Annotated in this window: 18 protein-coding genes; 10 read left to right on the forward strand and 8 right to left on the reverse strand. The window is 69.1% G+C overall.

Annotation, left to right across the window (positions count from 1 at the left end):
• Positions 1 to 198: 198 nt before the first annotated feature.
• From ACIA73_RS37880 to ACIA73_RS37915, 8 genes are read left to right on the forward strand one after another with little or no spacing between them, the layout of a single operon-like run.
• Positions 199 to 735 (forward strand): SAF domain-containing protein, encoded by a 537-nt coding sequence (locus tag ACIA73_RS37880; RefSeq protein WP_399443530.1) that lies wholly within the window; start codon positions 199 to 201, stop codon positions 733 to 735.
• Positions 735 to 1,580, forward strand: coding sequence for a hypothetical protein (locus ACIA73_RS37885; protein WP_399443531.1), 846 nt, complete (start codon positions 735 to 737; stop codon positions 1,578 to 1,580). Before ACIA73_RS37880 ends, ACIA73_RS37885 begins: the two co-directional genes overlap by 1 nt.
• A complete protein-coding gene (locus ACIA73_RS37890) occupies positions 1,577 to 2,911 on the forward strand; it encodes a CpaF family protein (RefSeq protein WP_399443532.1) in 1,335 nt (444 codons plus the stop codon). The genes ACIA73_RS37885 and ACIA73_RS37890 overlap by 4 nt, the downstream gene beginning before the upstream one ends.
• Positions 2,908 to 3,780 carry a type II secretion system F family protein gene (locus tag ACIA73_RS37895; RefSeq protein ID WP_399443533.1) on the forward strand — a complete coding sequence of 291 codons (873 nt, stop codon included), beginning with the start codon at positions 2,908 to 2,910 and terminating at the stop codon, positions 3,778 to 3,780. Before ACIA73_RS37890 ends, ACIA73_RS37895 begins: the two co-directional genes overlap by 4 nt.
• Positions 3,777 to 4,673 (forward strand): type II secretion system F family protein, encoded by an 897-nt coding sequence (locus ACIA73_RS37900; RefSeq protein ID WP_399443534.1) that lies wholly within the window; start codon positions 3,777 to 3,779, stop codon positions 4,671 to 4,673. The genes ACIA73_RS37895 and ACIA73_RS37900 overlap by 4 nt, the downstream gene beginning before the upstream one ends.
• Before the next feature lie 29 nt (positions 4,674 to 4,702).
• Complete coding sequence (locus ACIA73_RS37905) at positions 4,703 to 4,894, forward strand: hypothetical protein (protein WP_399443535.1); 192 nt, start codon at positions 4,703 to 4,705, stop codon at positions 4,892 to 4,894.
• 28 nt (positions 4,895 to 4,922) lie between these two features.
• On the forward strand, positions 4,923 to 5,294 hold the full coding sequence (locus ACIA73_RS37910; RefSeq protein ID WP_399443536.1) for a TadE/TadG family type IV pilus assembly protein: 372 nt from the start codon (positions 4,923 to 4,925) through the stop codon (positions 5,292 to 5,294).
• The gene (locus tag ACIA73_RS37915) at positions 5,291 to 5,773 is read left to right on the forward strand and encodes a TadE/TadG family type IV pilus assembly protein (RefSeq protein WP_399443537.1); all 483 of its coding nucleotides are present in this window, start codon (positions 5,291 to 5,293) and stop codon (positions 5,771 to 5,773) included. The genes ACIA73_RS37910 and ACIA73_RS37915 overlap by 4 nt, the downstream gene beginning before the upstream one ends.
• A gap of 263 nt (positions 5,774 to 6,036) precedes the next feature.
• Here the strand turns inward: ACIA73_RS37915 and ACIA73_RS37920 are convergent, their stop codons facing one another.
• The 8 genes from ACIA73_RS37920 to ACIA73_RS37955 all read right to left on the reverse strand — a co-directional run bounded on the left by ACIA73_RS37920 (position 6,037) and on the right by ACIA73_RS37955 (position 13,604).
• Positions 6,037 to 7,380, reverse strand: coding sequence for a hypothetical protein (locus tag ACIA73_RS37920; protein ID WP_399443538.1), 1,344 nt, complete (start codon positions 7,378 to 7,380; stop codon positions 6,037 to 6,039).
• 407 nt (positions 7,381 to 7,787) lie between these two features.
• Positions 7,788 to 8,111 carry a helix-turn-helix domain-containing protein gene (locus ACIA73_RS37925; RefSeq protein ID WP_399443539.1) on the reverse strand — a complete coding sequence of 108 codons (324 nt, stop codon included), beginning with the start codon at positions 8,109 to 8,111 and terminating at the stop codon, positions 7,788 to 7,790.
• A 4-nt stretch (positions 8,112 to 8,115) separates the two neighbouring features.
• The gene (locus ACIA73_RS37930; protein WP_399443540.1) at positions 8,116 to 9,192 is read right to left on the reverse strand and encodes a tyrosine-type recombinase/integrase; all 1,077 of its coding nucleotides are present in this window, start codon (positions 9,190 to 9,192) and stop codon (positions 8,116 to 8,118) included.
• 257 nt (positions 9,193 to 9,449) lie between these two features.
• Entirely contained in the window at positions 9,450 to 9,767 is a 318-nt protein-coding gene (locus ACIA73_RS37935; RefSeq protein ID WP_399443541.1) for a hypothetical protein, read from the reverse strand.
• Between the two features lie 36 nt (positions 9,768 to 9,803).
• Complete coding sequence (locus tag ACIA73_RS37940; protein ID WP_399443542.1) at positions 9,804 to 10,337, reverse strand: DUF4262 domain-containing protein; 534 nt, start codon at positions 10,335 to 10,337, stop codon at positions 9,804 to 9,806.
• A 54-nt stretch (positions 10,338 to 10,391) separates the two neighbouring features.
• A complete protein-coding gene (locus ACIA73_RS37945) occupies positions 10,392 to 11,816 on the reverse strand; it encodes a hypothetical protein (protein ID WP_399443543.1) in 1,425 nt (474 codons plus the stop codon).
• Between the two features lie 368 nt (positions 11,817 to 12,184).
• Positions 12,185 to 12,511, reverse strand: coding sequence for a helix-turn-helix domain-containing protein (locus ACIA73_RS37950; protein ID WP_399443544.1), 327 nt, complete (start codon positions 12,509 to 12,511; stop codon positions 12,185 to 12,187).
• Between the two features lie 16 nt (positions 12,512 to 12,527).
• Positions 12,528 to 13,604, reverse strand: coding sequence for a tyrosine-type recombinase/integrase (locus ACIA73_RS37955; RefSeq protein ID WP_399443545.1), 1,077 nt, complete (start codon positions 13,602 to 13,604; stop codon positions 12,528 to 12,530).
• A 176-nt stretch (positions 13,605 to 13,780) separates the two neighbouring features.
• On the opposite strand from ACIA73_RS37955, the gene ACIA73_RS37960 reads away from it, so the two are divergent.
• Positions 13,781 to 14,257 carry a pilus assembly protein TadG-related protein gene (locus ACIA73_RS37960; RefSeq protein ID WP_399443546.1) on the forward strand — a complete coding sequence of 159 codons (477 nt, stop codon included), beginning with the start codon at positions 13,781 to 13,783 and terminating at the stop codon, positions 14,255 to 14,257.
• Positions 14,254 to 16,974, forward strand: coding sequence for a BTAD domain-containing putative transcriptional regulator (locus tag ACIA73_RS37965; protein WP_399443547.1), 2,721 nt, complete (start codon positions 14,254 to 14,256; stop codon positions 16,972 to 16,974). The genes ACIA73_RS37960 and ACIA73_RS37965 overlap by 4 nt, the downstream gene beginning before the upstream one ends.
• Positions 16,975 to 17,512: the final 538 nt, after the last annotated feature.

Below are 17,512 nucleotides of genomic sequence, written 5' to 3' on the forward strand. Positions count from 1 at the left end.
TCTTCCAGGGCGAAGTCGGCTTCCATGAACGGGAGCGCGGGCGGCGCGAGAGCTGTGCTGGGGCCGCCACGAGCGGCGGGCGGCGGCCTTTCGGGCACGGCCGGTGGGCCGGTGGGGGAGCGGCGGAGGTGGCGGCCGGGACTGATCGCGCTCGGACTGGCCGGGGCGATTGCTTGCGCGGGTGGAGTGGCGTGGGTCGTGAGCAGTGCCGGGGAGCGGCAGCCCGTTTTGACGGTGGTGCGGCCGGTAGCGGCGGGGGCGGTGATCGAAGCCACCGATGTGGGTGTCGTACGGCTCGGGGTGGATGACGCGACGCAGGTGGTCCGGGCCGGTGAGCGCGGTGCGGTGGTGGGGCGGCGGGCGGTGGTGCCGTTGGTGGCTGGGCAGTTGCTGGCGTCCGGGCAGGTCGGGGATGCGGCCGAGTTTCCGGGGGCAGGGCAGGCGTTGGTGGTGATCGGGGCCGAGCCGGGGATGTTGCCTGCGGGGCTGGCGGCCGGGCAGCGGGTTGCGGTGGTGCCCGGGGCGGCACCGGGGGCGGGCGAGGCCACGTCGGAGGAGGCGGCGAAGGTGCCCGATCCGGTGCTGGGAGTGGTGCACGCGGTGAGCCGGCCCGAGACGAGCTCGGGGAAGGGCGCGGTGACCGTGCTGGTGGATGCCGGGGCCGTGCGGCGGGCGGCCCAGATGGCCGAGCCGCGAGTCGCGGTGCTCGGTGGCGGTGTGAAGGAGGTGTCGTGATGCGGAAGGTCGTGGCGTTGGGGGCGTTCAAGGGAGCCCCGGGGGTGACCACGCTCGCCATGGCACTGGCGGCGTCTTGGCCCTCCGAGAGCGAGGTGCGGCCGGTGGTGGTTGAGGCAGACGTGGCGGGTGGCGATCTCGCGGCCCAGTTTGGGCTCTCCGACATGGAGGGGTTGCTCGCCCTGGCCGCGGGTGCCCACCAGGGCGGTCAGGAGGACGAGCTCGGGGGTTGTGTGCAGGAGGTGGCCGGCGGGCTGCGGGTCGTGGTCGCGCCGACCGGCGGGGACCAGGCGCTGGCCAGCGTCGGTGAGGTGGTTGCGCGTCCGTCCGTACTGCGGGGCGGGGTCGACGACGAGGGCACCGTGCTGCTGGATCTGGGGCGGCTGGGAGGTCGTCCGTCGCGCGGGTTGGCGCGCGGTGCGGACCGGCTGGTGCTGGTGAGTCGGGGCAGCGTGGAGGCGCTGGCGCACGTGGCGGCGCGGGGTGAGTGGCTGGAGGGTGCCTCGTACGAGCTGGTGCTGGTCGGGCCGTGCCGGTTCAGCGAGGCGGACATCGCGGCTGCGCTGGAGGTGTCGCCGGAGCAGGTGCACAAGGTGCCGTGGGACGTACGGGCTGCCGCCGCGCTCGGTGGAGACGGGCAGCTTGGGCGGCGACGGTGGGTGCGTTCGTCGCTGACGCAGGCGGCCTCGGCCTTGGCCCACCACCTCGACGGCACGGGGAGCAGGTCGTTCTCGCGGGGACTGGGCGGAGAGCTGGCTCAGCTCCGGGCCAAGGTGCTGCCCGAGAGGACGGGTTCAGGAGCGGGTGCGCTGCAGGAACTGAGCAGCACGGGAGGGGCACAGTGACGGTCGAGATCGCCCTTGGTATCGCACACACCGTAGAAGCCTTCCGGGAGAACATCGCCGCCACGCTGACAGGGTTCGCCCACACCCGCAGTGAGGCCGGGCAGCCGGTGCAGAACGCCGGTGAGCGTAGGTCGCTGGCGCGGAAACTGCTGGCCGACGAGCTGTCCTCGTACAACCAGCAGCGGCTGCGGGCCGGCCAGCTCACCCTCACCGGCGAGGAGCGGGCGGATCTGGAACGGCAGGTGATGGAGGGCCTGTTCGGGCTGGGGTCCTTGCAGGAGCTGCTGGAGGACGACCGGATCGAGAACATCCAGATCAACGGGGCCGACCAGGTCTTCGTCCGGTACGCGGACGGCACGGAGGAGCAGCGGGCCCCGGTGGCCGCCTCCGACGGCGAGCTGATTGATCTCGTACGGCAGATCGCGGCGCGGTCGGGGCTGGAGGAGCGGCGCTTCGACCGCGGGTCGCCGAGCCTGAACATCTGCCTGCCGGACGGCTCACGGTTGTTCGCGGTGATGGCGCTTTCGCACCGGGTGGGGCTGACGATCCGCCGCCACCGCTTCAAGCGGGTCACCATGGACGACCTTGTCAACCGGCTTCAGATCTGCGACGAGCGGCTGGGGACGTTCTTGACTGCTTTGGTGCTGGCGCGGAGGAACATCATCGTCGGTGGCGGTACGAACGTCGGCAAGACGACTCTTGCTCGCGGCCTCGCCTCCGTCATCCCCGCGCAGGAGCGTTTGGTGACCATCGAGGACACCTTCGAGCTCGGGCTGCACGAGGACACCGTCGCCCATCCGAACGTCATGGCGCTCCAGGCGCGGGAAGCGAATCTGGAGGGTGAAGGGGCTGTCGATCAGGCGGAGTTGGTGCGGTGGGGGCTGCGGATGTCGCCGGACCGGGTGATCGTCGGGGAGATCCGGGGTCCGGAGGTGGTGCCGATGTGCAACGCCATGAGCCAGGGCAACGACGGCTCGCTCTCCACGATCCATGCCTCGACCTCACGCGGGGTGTTCACCAAGCTTGCCGCGTACGCCGCCCAGTCCCCGGAGCGGCTGTCCCTGGAGGCCACGAATCTGCTCGTCGCCTCTGCCGTGCACTTCGTCGTCCACCTCGGCTGGGATGCCGAGGGTCGACGTGCCATCGACTCCGTACGGGAGGTCGTGGACGCGGACGGCACGCAGATCATCTCCAACGAGGTCTACCGGCCAGGCCCCGACGGACGCGCCGTGCCCGCAGCGCCGCTGCGCACGGAAACCTTCGACGACCTGGTGGACGCCGGGCTTGATGTCGCACTGTTGCGCGGCGAACGCTGGGGGAGTACCTCATGACCCAGAACATGCTGAGCGGGCTGCTGCTCGGAGCGGGACTCGCGCTCTCCGTGGGACTTGTCGTCCTCGGCGTACAGCCACGAGCGAGTGGGGAACGGGTCGCACGGAGGCGGCAGTTGCCCTTCCGGGCGAGCGGGCGGCAGTGGGCTGTGGCTGCGGTGGTGGGTCTGCTGGTCGGGGCGGCCACCGGGTGGCCGGTGGCTGGCATCCTTACCTTCGTCGGCGTGCTGACGCTGCCGAACCTGCTGGTCGGGGACCGGCAGGCGGCGGCCCAAACCGAGAAACTGGAAGCCCTCGCACTGTGGGCGGAGATGCTCCGCGACACCCTGTCGGCTGCGGCTGGCCTGGAGCAGGCCATCCTGGCCACCGCCCCTGTCGCCCCGCAGGCGGTGCAGGAAGAGACTGCTCGGCTGGCCGCCCGGATCGAGGACGGGCAGCCGCTCGGTGAGGCGCTCCGTACCTTTGCCGCAGAGGTCGACGACGCGACCTGCGACATGGTGACCGCTGCCCTGGTGATGGCCGCCGAGCGCCAGGCCCGTCAGCTGGCCCCACTGCTAGGGCAGTTGGCGGCGGCGACGCGAGAGCAGGTGACGATGCGGCTGCGAACCGAAGCCGGACGGTCTCGGGTGCGGACCTCGGTACGCGTGATCACAGTGACCACGCTGGGCATGGCGGGCGGCCTGGCCGTTCTCAACCGCGCCTATCTCGACCCGTACTCCACGGTGACGGGGCAGATCGTACTGGCCGGGGTGGGCGGATTGTTCGCGGTGGCGTTCTGGTGGCTGATGAAGATCGCCACCCTGGAGGAAGATCCCCGCATCCTCAAGGGTGTTCGGTCCGCTGCCGGCACGGAGGTGGTGGCCCGATGACAGCCCTGCTGCTCGGCCTCGGACTCGGCGGCTTCCTCGTGCTGGTGGCGTACGGACTCAACCCGCCACGTCCCTCCCTCGCCGAATCACTTGCCCGGCTCGGCCGACCGTCGGTCGTACCGCCGCCTTCGGCTGCTTTGGGCGGGGAGGGGTGGGCGCGCCGCTGGGGGCGTAGGGGCGTGCCCGCGCTGCGGGCGTGTGGGCTGCCGACCGCGAAACTGCGCAGGGACCTGCTCGTCGCCGAGGTGCCGGTCGAGCAGTTCCTGGCGGAGAAGGCTGCGGCCGGGGTGGTCGGCTTCCTCGTGCCGAGCGTGTTCTCGCTGGTGGTGTGGGCGCTGGCGGGGAGCGGGTTGGACTGGCAGCTGTCGGGGGTTGGTTCGCTGGTCTTGGGGGCGGTGCTCTTCCTCGTCCCGGACTTTTCGGTACGGGCCACTGCCACGCGGCGGCGCAAGGAGCTACGGCATACCCTGTCGGTCTTCCTCAACCTCGTCGTGATCGCCCTGGCAGGCGGTGCCGGAGTCCACCAGGCCCTCGCCGACGCTGGAGCCAACCCCCAGGGCTGGGCCGCCGCCCAATTGCGCCGGGCACTGACCGCCTCGGAAGTCGGCCGCACGAACGTGTGGCAGGAACTGGGCGAACTCGGCTCCCGCACCGGGGTGCGCGAACTCGTCGAGCTGGCCGCGACGATCTCCCTCGCCGGCAGCGAGGGCGCCAAGGTCCGTATCTCGCTGGAGGCCAAGGCCTCTGCCATGCGCACCCGTGCCCTCACCGAGGCCGACGGGGCCGCCCAGTCCGCGACCGAGCGGATGTCGCTTCCCGTGGTCGTCCTCTTCGGCGGCTTCCTCGTCTTCATCGGCTACCCGGCGATGCAGAACGTGCTCACCGGACTCTGAACCCCCATCTCACGAAACTGGAGTTGGACATGACTTACCGCACTCTTGCTGCCCGCACCCGTATCTGGGCACGCAAGGCCCGCGCGCGGATGGCCGATGACGCCGGGTACTCCACCGAGGCGGTCATCGTCACCGCGCTGCTGGCGTTCCTCGGTATCGCCGTGATCGGCGTCATCGTCGCCAAGGTGATGGCCAAGGCGAACGGCATCGATCTTGGCTGACACCCGCCGCACGCGCACGAAGCGGCGCATGCGTGACAGGGGAAACGTCAGCACGGAAGCCGTGCTCACCGTGCCCGTGCTGATGGTGCTGCTGCTCTTGGTCGTGCAGTTCGCCCTCGCGCTGCATGCCCAGCACATCGCCCAGACGGCCGCCTCCCGGGCGCTGGCCGCAGCCCGTGCCCAGGGAGCCTCCTCGGCCGCCGGAAACGCCGACGCGGCGGCGGCGCTGCGCCTGCTCGGCGGCCGGGTGCTTCGCGCCCCGTCGGTCAAGGTCACCCGCAGTGCGGAGAGCGTGACGGCGGCGGTGGAGGGCGACGTGACTGTGGTGGTCCCGGGGCTTCATCTGCGGGTCACGGGACATGCCGCAGGGCCGGTTGAGAAGTGGAGCGTGGCCCCATGAACCGTTTTGCACGTGAGCGCGGGAAATGGCGGGAACGAGGGTCGGCCACCACGGAACTCGTCGTGATGGCACCGTTGTTGATCCTGCTGGCGCTGGTGGCCGTCGCCTTCGGCCGCCTCGCCGGAGCCCGCCTTGATGCCGACGAAGCCGCCCACCAGGCGGCCCGCGCCGCCTCTCTGGCCCGCACCGCCGACCAGGCGCGCGGCGATGCGCTGCGTGCCGCCCGGGCCAGCCTGGCCGGCGCCGGAGCCTCCTGCACCGGCCTGCGGATCGCCTCCGCGCTGGGCGGCCTGGAACCCGGCGGAACGGTGCGGGTCACGGTGACCTGCCGGGCCGACCTCGACGTACCCGGCATGCGGAGCATGGACGTCACTTCGACATCCACCTCCGTGGTGGACCTGTACCGAGGGAAACCCAGTGAGTTCAGCCCAACTGACGCTTTCTCAATCCCGATGCAACGCAGGGAGGTGCAGCGATGACTCTACGTGGAGTCGCGGGTTCCCCGCCCTGGGCCAGTTCCGTGTGCCTTGCGGGTGCTGACAAGTTGGTTCCTGAGCCGCCTGTTCTCGTCAAGGAGCCGTTGGCTCTCCGCGATCAATTCACGAGCTGTCCGCAACAGCTCACAGACGTACTCGGACGTATCGTTCACCCGCTCATTCGGCGCATCCCGTCCCGAGTCGCTCGCCACGAGGAAGGTCTGCCCGAAATCGATGTTGCGATGCCGGTCTCGGAGACGATGCCCTCAGACTCCGCCTTCTTCGGCATCTTGAGTTCCGCCGACCAGCCCGTCGTCCGGTTTGGTTTGATCGAGGATGCTGCGGTATCGCAGTGCGGAATCGATGCCGATGCCGAAGAAGTCGCAGAGACGCCGTACGTCGCCACCAGTGGCGTAGATCTCCTGGAGAATGCGGTCGTCGCGCAGGGACTGCGCGGTGATGTTCAGCATGCGCCAGGGGAACTGCTTGCTGACCGGCTTGGTCCGGGCTTGGGTCTTGTTGCTCACGAACAGATGCGGGTTGTTCGTCTGTGGCCACTTGCGCGCGCGGTGGTCGAGGTATGCGGCCAGCCGGGTCTTGACCGGGGCGGCAAGCGGAATGACGCGCGGTCCGAGCCGAAGACGGCCGTCGACAATGTCGGTCAGTGCCAGCTCCTGCAGCTCCCGCCCGTTCAGAGCGTGGAAGGCCACCAGGGCGACCGCGAGAGCGCACGCAGGGTCCGGGGAGTTGAGCGCGTCACGGATCTTCTGGGTGTCGAGCGGCAGCGGGACGGTTACGTTGGGCCGGGTGGCCTTCATCCCGCGCAGCGGGTTCGTGAAGACCCGCCGGTGTGCCTTGAGCACGGTGAACAGCGAGCGCAGGCCCAGTTCGGCGAAGATCCGGTTCGAGCCCCTGGCCGGCAGGGCTCTGATGACGTCTTCGGCAGTGATCTCGGCGAACGATTCGTGGCCTTGCTCGGCCCAGGCTCGCCAGATCGGCGACATGCCAGCGATGTGGATGTGGATGGTTTCCACGTTCCGGGCCCGGCGCCTGGGGGCCGTGCTGCTGCCTCGAAGCATGGTGTCGAACCACAGTTGAAGCTGGTCGGTCATGGCGTCGGGCAGATCTTCGGTGTGCTGGGCGAAGTAGCGCTCGACCGCCAGGGTGCGGTCGTCCTCAAGCAGGCCGACAACGTCCAGGACCTCCAGGGTCGAGAGTACGGTGGCGCCGTAGCGGATGGCGGCCAGGACGTCGCTGCTACGAATCTTGGTGCTCGGGGTGTCGTGGAGGGCGTCGAGGAGCTTGAGGGTGTGGGCGACGCCGTTGACCAGCCGCTTGCTCCAGCCGTGCTGCCGAGCGTGATCGCGCAGCATCTCATCACAGTGCCGCAGCAGCGGCGAATCCTGAGCCAGGGCCCGCTTCTTGATCGCTCCTTTGCCTGGCGGCATGCGGAACAGCAGCAGCTGGCGGTGACTGACAAGGGTCAGAGGTTCGGAGGACGGCGGCAGTCTGCGGCGGTGGCGCTCGCGGGCGATGCGTCGCCGGTGAGCACCGGTGGTGTCGTACTGCAGGTTGGCGAAGAACAGTTGCTGCCCATGCTGGTTGGTCACGGGGAGGTTGATGGCGCGGTCAGGCTCCTGGAGGCGTCGGGCGTTTTCCCAGCACAGGCGGCAGGCTCCGGAGCCGTTGACGTAGGTGACGCGTGCGCAGAAGGCACAGGCGCCCACCGGGTAGTGACCGCGCCACCAGCGGCAGGTCCAGCAAAGCCAACTGTGGCGACGGTAGACACCCCAGGCCAGGCAGCCGTGGCAGGCACCCAGGTAGAGCGGGGCTCCGGGGTGGCAGCGCTCGCATCGGCCCTGGCTGAAGTAGGACTCGCGAGCTCCGCAGGTTCGGCAGGGCGGCGGGGTGAAAGGCCCGCCGGGAAGGCATGCGTAGCAGAAGTCGACGCGCGGATTCGTCCAGGCGGCTCGATGGACCTTGCAGGACGGGCACTTGGGTGGCGGCGGTGTGACGCTCATAGCGGTGGCTCCGATCGCCTGTTGCCAAAGCGCGGCGCGACGACCGGTGGCGCGGAGGAGGCGGAGGCGGCTTGCTGCCGGTCCGGCCGACGCTCGGCCACTTTGTTCGGTTCGCGGATCAGCAGCTCTGACGGCTCGCAGTCCAAGATGGCGCAGATCACGTCCAGTTCGTCCAGGCGGACGATGTTGGGGGTGCCTGTCCAGAGTTGGGACATCTTGCCCGCGCTGATCTCGACGCCGGCCTCCGCGAGCAGGCGCCGCATCTCGGTCGACTTCCAGATGCCGCGCTCGGCAGCCTTCATGCGCAGGTTCCACCGCACGTTGTCACATCTCCTCGAAGCGGGTTTCCAGCCGCTGGTTGGCCTCGGTCCACGCCCGTTCAATGTGCTCGCTGTGGACGTGGATGTAGCGGGTCGTAGTCGAGAGCCATTCGTGACCGAGCAGCTCCTGCAGGGCCTTGAGGTCCATTCCCTCGGCGTACAGCGACGAGGCGCAGTAGTGCCGCAGCACGTGCGGAGTCAGACGGCCGGCCCAGCCGGGCAGCCACGTGTTCGTCACCGCGGCCAGGCTCTTGCGCAGCGGGTCGGCGGTGACACGCAGGCAACCGCCGAAGTCCGGGTCACGTCGCTCACTGGGCAGCAGGGGTGCGTCCGGGTTGGACCAGTCGCTGCCGAACTGGTGCCGTACATCGCCGAGCCACCAGTCGATCAGGTGGTCCGCGCCATTGATCGCAGGGATCAGGCGAGGTTTGGGGCCGCGGCCGCGGCTGCCCTTGCCGTGTCGCACATGCAGTTTCCCGAAGGCACCCAGATCCGGACGCCAGTCCCGGATGTCGAGCATGACCGACTCGTTGATCCTCAGGCCGAGCCGTCGCCACAGGGATGCCGCGAAGTAGTCACGGGCCGCGGGCAGATACTTGCGAGCCTCCGTGATCGACGTACGCCAATGGCCGAAGAGCAGATCCATCTCCGTCTCGGAGGGCGGCACTCGCACATCCGCGTACAGCGGGCTCCGCGGCCGGTTGTACTCGTCGATCGGTTGCTCGACGACGCAGCCCGTCAATGCGTGGACATCGCCCTGGTAGCGCCTGATCAAGAAGTCGTAGAAGCAGGCCAGCAGCCCAGCCTTGCCGGCGCGGGTGCTGTGCGCATACCCGGCGAGGCGCTGCTGAGCGAGGAACCGATCCGCATCGTCGCAAGACGCAGTCCATATGGGCCCGTTGAGGAACCGCGCGAATTCGAAGATCACGGCCCGTGCATTGCCGATGTGGCTGTCCGAGAGATTCGCGGCGGCCATGGCGATGGCGTACTGGTCGACGATCTCCTGCTCGAAGTCCTCGACATCACGCGGCGTCCGCAGCGCACGCGCGGAGGAGAGGTTGCGGACCACGGCCAGACTCATCGACCACTCCCTTCACCAAGAGCGACGTCCTGTCGATACTACCGACTGAACTTCACTGTGGATGATGGAACTTCAAAACTCGTGCCCGCCATCAGGACCCCCAAAGGAGCTGGGAACCCTTGCCAGCTATCCCGCGAGGCCAGGAACGAACCCACGGCCCTACAGGCAAGAGCTCTTGGGTTCGCGAATTCTGAAGTGCCCTGGAGCGCGAACCGAAGTGCGGGAGGTGAGCAATGAGCGTGTGGGGGTGCTTGGGTTCACGTTCCGTCGCGTCCTTGGCGGGCGGCCCGGGCTGTGTTCCAGACGGTCTCGAACTCGTCGGCGGTGAGTTCCTGCGGCTCGTGGTCGTCCCACTCGTGGACGGGGACCTCTGCGGTGGTGCCGAAGGTTGCCTCGTAGTCGCCGCTGGTTCCGGCCCGCTGGGCAACTTCCCACTCGGCCAGCGAGGCTGCGGTGATCGCCTTCGCGGACGGCCCTTGGAATTCGACCTGACGGGTGACCCAGCCGTCGGCGCTGGCCTCGAAGTAGAACCAGACGTCTTCCTCGGCCCAGTATCTGCGGAACCAGCGTGTCATGGCGTCATTGTCCGCGACGTAGAGGTGGTCACGGGCTCACAGGTCCTGGGTCCAGGCTCCTGCGGGGTGTTCGTCGGGGTGAAGGGACAGCTGGGGCTGGCGGGTGGCCAGGTCGTCTCCGCCGTCCTGCCAGGGGAAGGCTCCGTCGCGGTTGGGCCACAGGACCTGGAGGAACGGGAACGGGGGCTTGCGGTAGAAGTCGATCGCGGTGCCAAAGAACGCTCTGTACCAGCGGTAGTCGACTGTTTTGAGCACGATCGGGACGCTGGCGATGTCGTGTCGTTCCTGGTCGGTTTCCAGGGGCTGTCCTTCGACGGCCTTCTGGGCGAGGCCGTTGAGGAGCGTCTGCATGAGATGGATGTCCAGGCCGAACATCGCCAGTTCGGGTATCCGGTGGCGGTGCCACAGGCCGATGGTGAAGGCCCAGCCCGGCCCCTGCTCGTCCGCGGGGATCATCACGATCTGCCAGCCGGACTGCGCGACGGTGCCGATGGTGGCCTGGGTGCGGGAGTCCAGTGCGCCAATGTTCTGGCAGACGACGCAGTGGCAGGCGGTGTGGTCGGTGGGCATGGCCGTGAGGCTAAGGGACGGGGCTGGCCTGGTGTTCGGCGGGAGGGGTCTTGGTCATGGGGGCGGGGTGGGGTCGGTGAATCCGGGGTGGTCGACGACGTTGGTGTAGCGGAGGCTGGCGCTGATGGACAGGCCGAACATGTCGTGCAGGCGCCGCGCGTCGCCGCGGCTTGCCAATGCCTCGGCGAGGATTCGGTCTTCGCGGATGGAACGGCAGCTAACGCCAGGCCCGAGGAGCAGCTTGATCCAGCGGATCCCGACGCTGCGCAGTTCCATGGCGCTGCGCCGGTTGACGAACAAATGCGGGTTGGCAGTGGTCGGCCAGCTGGTGTTGCGGTAGTCCAGGTAAGCCGTGATGCGCTCACGGACCGGGTCGGCCAGTGGGATGTTGCGGCCGTCGATGTGGAGCCACCCGGCGCTGACGCCGATGAGTTTGAGGTCGCGCACCTGGCCTGTGTGCAGTCCGTGGAAGGCGACGAGGGCGGTGACCGCGGCGCGGGCGGGGTTGGACAGATCGAGCAGGGCTCTGATGGCGGCGGTCTCCAACGGGAGAGGCTCGCGCGCGGGGTGGTATGGCAGGTGCATCCGATAGGTGGGGTCGGCGAACAGTACGTGGTCCTGCTTGAGCAGTTGGAACATCGAGCGGAGCCCCTGCCCGGTGCGGGAGGGATGGTCGCTGGCAGCCAGGGCAGCGGCGACGAGGTCTCGGGTGACGGTCCGCAAGGTGATGTGCCCATCGGCTGCCCAGGTCTTGAGGGTCGGCAGGGCCCAGGAGAAGTGCAGTCGGATGGTGACTGTGCTGCGAGGTCGCCTTCTGGGGGGTTTGCTGCGGCCGTTGGCCATGACGTCGTACCAGATGCGGACTTCGTTTGTCATCTGCTCGGGGAGTCCGGACAGACGTGTCTGAAACCAGCGTTCCAGTGTGTTTTCGCGGTCGTCGATGAGCAAACCCGCCTCGTCCAGGACGGCAGCGACGTGCTTCGATGTCAGATTGATGTCAGCGAGGAACTCCAGGCTGGTCAGCGGGATGGGAGTGCCTGGAGAGTCCTGCATGCCCAGCACGATGCGGAGGCCTGCGCGGCAGCGCATCCTGACCGCTGGGCTCCAGCCCAGTCGTGCGGTTCGCTGATCGGCGAGATTCCACAGCCGCAGCAGCAGTGCGCTGTCTGCGGGCCAGGGAAAGTCCTTCTGCCGCAGCTTGGTGTAGTCCCGTTCAGCGTGGAACAGGGTCGGCCGTTCGTAGCGGGAGGAGATGGTGTAGTCGTCGAGGGTTTGGGGGAACAGCAGCGGCTGATCGAGCAGCGCCTTGTGCTGCTTCGTCATGCGCGGGGGGACCAGCGGGGGCGCGGCGCGGGTGCGCTGCTCGGCCTGTCGGGCCGTGCGCGAGGAACCCTTCTGCCAGGTGATTCCGGCGAGAAACAGCTGCTGGCCGTAGCGGTTGGCTTCTACGGGATCAAAGCGCCCGAGTACGGAACTCATACTGCGGGCGTGGGCGAAACACAGTCGGCAGATGCGGTGTTGCCGGTGGAGGTGAGCGACGGTGCCGCAGGTCTGGCAGGCTGCCCGTTCCGGGTTCGCCTCGCGCCAGGCGTGACAGGCTTGGCAGAGCCACTGCCACTTACGGGTGGTGCCCCAGGCCAGGCAGTGCGGGCAGGATTCCACCGTCGGATCTCCGTAGAGATGGCAGCGTCGGCACTTGCCCGTATTGAAGTAGTCCAGCGACCCGCAGACCAGGCAGGGCGGCGGGGTGACCGGTCCGCCAGGCCAGCAGCCGAAACAGTAGCCGGTGTTGAGGATGGACTCCGGAACCGCACGGCAGACCATGCACAGACGGGTGAAGGACCGGCTCACAGCGGGGGCCTGGAGCGGGGCCTGCCCGGGGCCGGCACCACGTTTGCCGAACGGTCCGGGCCATCACCTGCGGCACGCACGGACGGCTCTTCGTCACGAGCGGCCACGATTCCGGTCCGCACCAGCAGGTCGCTCGGCGTGCAGTCCAAGACCGCACATAGCACCTCAAGATCATCCAGCCGGATGGTAGTGGGAGTCCTGGACCAGAGCATCGACATCTTGCCCGCACTGATCTCCATTCCGGCCTCGGCCAGTCGGCGGCGCATCTGGCTCGCCTGCCAGATGCCTGCCTCCGCAGCCGTCATCCGCAAATTCCACTGCACCGCGTACTCCTCCCGGTCACACCTGCAACCGCTGCGCGGTCCGGTCATTGGCCTGTGCCCACTGGTTCTCGATGTGCTGAACCGGCACATGGATGTAGTGCGACGTCGTCGACAGCCAGTTGTGCCCGAGCAGGTCCTGGATGGCCTTGAGATCAACGCCGCGCTCGTACAGCGCCGAGGCGCAGTAGTGCCGCAGGCCGTGCGGGGTCAGCAGGCCGTTCCAGTCGGGCAGCCACTGACGCACCGCGCCAGCCAGACCCGAGCGCAGGGCATCGGTGCCGATCCGGGAGCACGCTCCGGTGAGATCGTCGCGCCGCTCGCTGGGAAACAGCGGAGCGTCCGGGTTCGTCCAGTCGTCGTCGAACTGGTGGCGCACATCGGAGAGCCACCAACTCATCAGCGCGTCAATGCCGTCGATGGCAGGGATGAGACGGGTCTTCGGCCCGCGCCCGCGACTTCCCTTAGCGAAACGGATGTGCAGCTTGCCCCAGTTCCCGAGGTCCGGACGCCAGTTACGGATGTCAAGCATCGCCGTCTCACGAATCCCCAGTCCGCCGCGGCGCCACAGCGAAGCCGCCATGTAGTCGCGCGCCGCCGGAAGGTACTTCCGTGCCTGCGGAAGAGCGCCAGCCCACTGCGTGAACAGCGTCTCCACGTCCGTGCTGCTGGGCGGGACGCGGACACGGGAAAGGTTGGCCCGCGCCGGACGGTTGAACTCGTCAATCGGCTGCGTCATCACGCAGCCCGTCAGCGCGTGAACATCGCCCTGGTAGCGGCTGATCGCGAAGTCGTAGAACCGGACCATCGCCCCGGCGTAGCACTGGACGGTGGCGGGCCTCAAGTGCCGTTCACGACGCAGGAACACCAGATAGCGGTCGGCGTCCTCCACCCCGAGAGCCCACAGCCGACGATCACCAAACCGTACGAAGTCCACAACCGCACGGCAGTTGAACTCAACCGTGCGATCTCCCGCTCCCGTCGCCGCGAGAGCCAGCGCGTACTGGTCGACGATCTCCTGCTCGAAATCCTCGAAGTCGACGGCCGATTGCAGGACCCGTGGCGAGGCGAGGTTCCGCACGACCGCCAAGGTCATGACCGCTCCAGTTCACCAGTTGAGTCCATGTTTCAGGATTATCGGAATCGCTTCATGATTCATGGAGGTTCGTCATGTTCCTCACTCCATTGAGTGAACCCCCTGACCAGGAGTTAGGTACGGCCTGCCGCAACGGCCTCACACGAACCTGCGACTTTTCCGACAGGAGTGGAGACATGACACGCACCGCCCCGCTGCGCTCGCGGCGAGAGCGGGTACGGCGGCACGAGGACTCGGGACAGGTGACCGCCGTAGTCGTGGTGTCGGTGGCCGGGCTGTTCCTCTTCGCCGGACTCGTCATCGACGGAGGCCTCGCCCTCGCCGGGAAAGTACGAGCCGCCGACACCGCGCAGGAAGCCGCCCGCGCCGCCTGCCAGAAGGTCGACCTGGAGTACCTACGGGCCGCCCGCCGCATGCGCCTTGAACCCGGCCCCGCGAGTGCCGCCGCGCATGCCCGGGTCGCTGCGGCCGGGGACAGTGCGCGGGTGGCGGTACGGGATGCGGAAGCCGAGGTGACGGTCACTCATGTCCAGCCCACCCAGGTGCTGTCCCTGGTCGGCCTCGGCTCGCTCACCACCACCGCCTCGGCCACCGCACATATCCAGCGGGGCACCAGCACTCCGTGGGGCGAAGCGGGGGAGGGCGGCCCGTGACGGTCCTTCGGCGGGTGCGGGGTTTCGTACGGTTCCTGGGAGCGGCCGGAGCCCTCGTGGCGGCGGTCGGGGGCATCCCCTATGTCCTGGTGGTCGCGGTCGGTGTGCCGTGGCCCGAGCAGATCGCCTCGATAGAGGACCTGCTCACCCGGCTCGGACAGCCGGCCAGCGACCCGTTCGTCATGAAGACGCTTGCCCTGGTCGGATGGGCCTGCTGGGCCTACTTCCTGGTCACCCTGGTGCGCGAACTGTGCTGGGTGGTCGTGAAGTTGCCCGCCCTGCTGCGCGACGCCACCCTGCTGCGCCGGCACACCGCGACCCTTCCCGCCCACCGAGCCGCCGCCGCGCTGCTGGTCGGCTCGGTCCTGCTCGGACTGTGCGGCATCGGACGTCTGTCGGCCGCGCCTGTCGAACCGTACGTCGTGGCCTCCCTGGCTCAGCCCGTGGCGGTCACTGCGCCCCAGGAGGTTTCGGCCGCCCCCGCCGTGCGGGCCGCGCAGCCTGCGTACACCTCGTACACCGTGCTGCCCGGCGACACCCTCTGGGACCTCGCCGCACGCCACCTCGGCGACCCCCTGAAATGGCCGAGGATCTATCAACTCAGCTGCACCATCCGCCAACCCGGCGGGCAGCTCCTCTCCGACCCCGACCTGATCCTGCCCGGCTGGCAACTCCACCTGCCCATCCAGACCGCACCACCCCTCCCGGCACCCAGCCGCCCACCGGCCCCCTCCGGTCAGCCGCCCCGGACAGGCGACCCGAACCCCGCACCTGCTCCGGCGGCGCCTCCACCCGCACCATCCCCTTCGCCTGCGGGGCAGGGCGGTGCGCACAAGGCGGCGCCGCCCGCCACTGCAGGGGAGGAGACGCGCCGACCGGTGACCATTGGACTCGGCGCCGCCTCCCTGATCGGCATCACCACTGCAGCGGGCATTGCCGCCGCACTCGGGTACGCGCGGCGGCATACCGCACGCCGCCGCACCCCCAGCCTCACCGCCCTCGCCGAGCCGGTGATGGACGAAGGGCCGCTGCTGGCCGAGTCGGTGAAGGTGAGCAACCGGGCCTACCTCGCCTCCCGGGCCGCCCGCCACTACACCCCCGACGGCCTGCCCCGCCGCACTGCCCCCGCCGAACCCCAGCCGCCCGGCACCGTCACTCTCGCCGAGCTCGGAGGGCAAGAAGTCCTTGTGGACGTCCTCGCGATCCCCGGGGGAGTGCACCTCTGCGGGGACGGTGCTCGGGACGCTCTGCGGCATTTGGTGATCGCCATCGCGGCAGCGGCCGAACGCGTACGGCCCGCAGGTCCCCGCGTACGCCTGATCGTTCCGGCGCCTGCGCTTGCTCAACTACTCCCCGGGACAGGTGAGGTGGGCCCGGCGTGGGAGGTCGCCCCGTCGGTCGGTGCCGCGCTCGACGCTGCCGAGCACTCCCTGCTGGAACACGCCCGCCACCAACAACGCCACGATGCGCCGACGGAAGACGCCGGGCCCGCGCTCCACGTGCTGCTGCTCGACGGTGCGGATGACGCGGACATTCGCCGCCTGGGCGTCCTTGCCGCTCGTGCCGCACCCGGCCAACTGGCCGTCGTCGCCTGCAGCAACACCAGCCCAGGGGCCTCGTGCCACCGCCTCGCTGTCGCTGCGGACGGCACGGCCAGCGGCGACCTTAACCCGCTGAACAAGGCGACCCTGTTCCTCCTCGCCGCCGAACCTGCGTCCGACCTGCTGGCCACCCTCACCCGGGCACGCGGCCACCACACCCCCCGCACCGCGGCGCAGACGGACCCCGGTGACGAGACCCCGGACGCGGCTCAAGCACCTGGGCACAGCACCGGCACTGGGCGGCAGCCCGCATTGGCACCCTCACCGGCGGTGGCATCGGTGACGACATCGGTTTCCGAGCCCCCGCAAGAGCGGGGAGGAAATGCTTCCGCGCGCACAGTTCACCTTCGGCTCTTCGCGGGATTCTCCCTTTCTGTACGGGAAGAAGAATGCGCGCTCACCGAAACCCGGAAAGAAGAAACCCGGGAATTCCTCGCCCTCCTTGCCGCGCACCCGGCCGGGCTGCGCGGCGAGGAAATCGCCGAAAAGATGCAGATCTCCGGCAGTGCCACGGAGGTACACCGGCGGGTGGCCAACCTGCGTCGCAATGCCCGCCGGATTCTTCGGGACGCCACCGGCCAGCAGGAAGTCGCCTTCGTGGTCCCCCACGGGCAGCGCCACCGCCTCGACCCGCAGCACCTTACGACCGACGTCGCCCTGTTCACCGAGGCCCTCCAGCAGGCGGTCGCCGCCGACTCCCCCTACGGGCGCGCCGAGGCCCTCCAGCGCGCGGCCGACGTCTACACCGGGCCGCTGTGCGACGGCGCCGACTATCTCTGGGCCATCGACCTGCGCGAAGCCCTGCACCGCCGTGCCGTCGACGCCCTGGCTCTCCTCGCCGACCACACCGCCCAGCACTCCGCCGACCCCGAACCCGCCCTCGCCCTCCTCAACCGGGCCGCCGACCTCGACCCCACCAACGAACACCTCTACCAGCGCATCATCCAGCTCCAGCTCACCCTCGGCCGCGACGACGCAGCTCACCGCACCCTGCGCCTCCTCACCACCCGCCTCGCCGACATCGACGCCAGCCCCGACCCCGTCACTCTCGCCCTGCTCCAGACCCCAGCGCCCGCGAAACCTGCTCCTTCACGGGGAGGAACTGGCCGCCGCTGAGTGCTCCGGTGCAGGTGAAACGGCTGCTGGCCACTCCGCAGGTGAAAGTGATGGGGTCTGGCGAAGATCCAAAAATGTCTTGTCCCACCCCCCCGTCCTGCCTGGCGTCCTGTCACGGGGGCCCGTTCCGGGGTCCTGCTTGGATAGGAGCACCCCCGCACCCGTATCGCCCCAGGTCACGGCCCGGTCTGCCAGCGCGGACCGGGCCAGCCTGCATATCGGTACAGGTATGTGTCCCGATCTGCCGGCGGCCCCACCCCCCGGCCCGGTTCACTTCCCGTACGTCTCATCTCCTGCTGCCCGCTCACTTGCATTCCTGCTTCTCTGCCCTCTGCTTTCCTCTCCTCCCTTCCTTCCTCCTTCCTTCCCTGCCCCGGCCGGCCTTGGACCGGATCCCGGGGGAGGCGGTGCCCCGGCGGAGCCGAGGGTGCCGCCGTGCCGGGCCGCCGTGCCGGGCCGCCGTGCCGGGCCGCCGTGCCGGGCCGCCGTGCCGGGCCGCCGTGCCGGGCCGCCGTGCCGGGCCGCCGTGCCGGGCCGG

It is taken from the genome of Streptomyces sp. NPDC051561 (assembly GCF_044454195.1).
Taxonomy (GTDB): domain Bacteria; phylum Actinomycetota; class Actinomycetes; order Streptomycetales; family Streptomycetaceae; genus Streptomyces.

What these genes read in the sequence shown, in the direction of transcription:
- ACIA73_RS37895 (WP_399443533.1), top strand. Translation starts at nt 2,908, where the DNA reads ATGACCCAGAACATGCTGAGCGGGCTGCTGCTCGGAGCGGGACTCGCG.
- ACIA73_RS37955 (WP_399443545.1), bottom strand. Translation starts at nt 13,604, where the DNA reads ATGACCTTGGCGGTCGTGCGGAACCTCGCCTCGCCACGGGTCCTGCAA.
- ACIA73_RS37910 (WP_399443536.1), top strand. Translation starts at nt 4,923, where the DNA reads ATGCGTGACAGGGGAAACGTCAGCACGGAAGCCGTGCTCACCGTGCCC.
- ACIA73_RS37960 (WP_399443546.1), top strand. Translation starts at nt 13,781, where the DNA reads ATGACACGCACCGCCCCGCTGCGCTCGCGGCGAGAGCGGGTACGGCGG.
- ACIA73_RS37945 (WP_399443543.1), bottom strand. Translation starts at nt 11,816, where the DNA reads ATGAGTTCCGTACTCGGGCGCTTTGATCCCGTAGAAGCCAACCGCTAC.
- ACIA73_RS37940 (WP_399443542.1), bottom strand. Translation starts at nt 10,337, where the DNA reads ATGCCCACCGACCACACCGCCTGCCACTGCGTCGTCTGCCAGAACATT.
- ACIA73_RS37900 (WP_399443534.1), top strand. Translation starts at nt 3,777, where the DNA reads ATGACAGCCCTGCTGCTCGGCCTCGGACTCGGCGGCTTCCTCGTGCTG.
- ACIA73_RS37905 (WP_399443535.1), top strand. Translation starts at nt 4,703, where the DNA reads ATGACTTACCGCACTCTTGCTGCCCGCACCCGTATCTGGGCACGCAAG.
- ACIA73_RS37915 (WP_399443537.1), top strand. Translation starts at nt 5,291, where the DNA reads ATGAACCGTTTTGCACGTGAGCGCGGGAAATGGCGGGAACGAGGGTCG.
- ACIA73_RS37930 (WP_399443540.1), bottom strand. Translation starts at nt 9,192, where the DNA reads ATGAGTCTGGCCGTGGTCCGCAACCTCTCCTCCGCGCGTGCGCTGCGG.
- ACIA73_RS37885 (WP_399443531.1), top strand. Translation starts at nt 735, where the DNA reads ATGCGGAAGGTCGTGGCGTTGGGGGCGTTCAAGGGAGCCCCGGGGGTG.
- ACIA73_RS37935 (WP_399443541.1), bottom strand. Translation starts at nt 9,767, where the DNA reads ATGACACGCTGGTTCCGCAGATACTGGGCCGAGGAAGACGTCTGGTTC.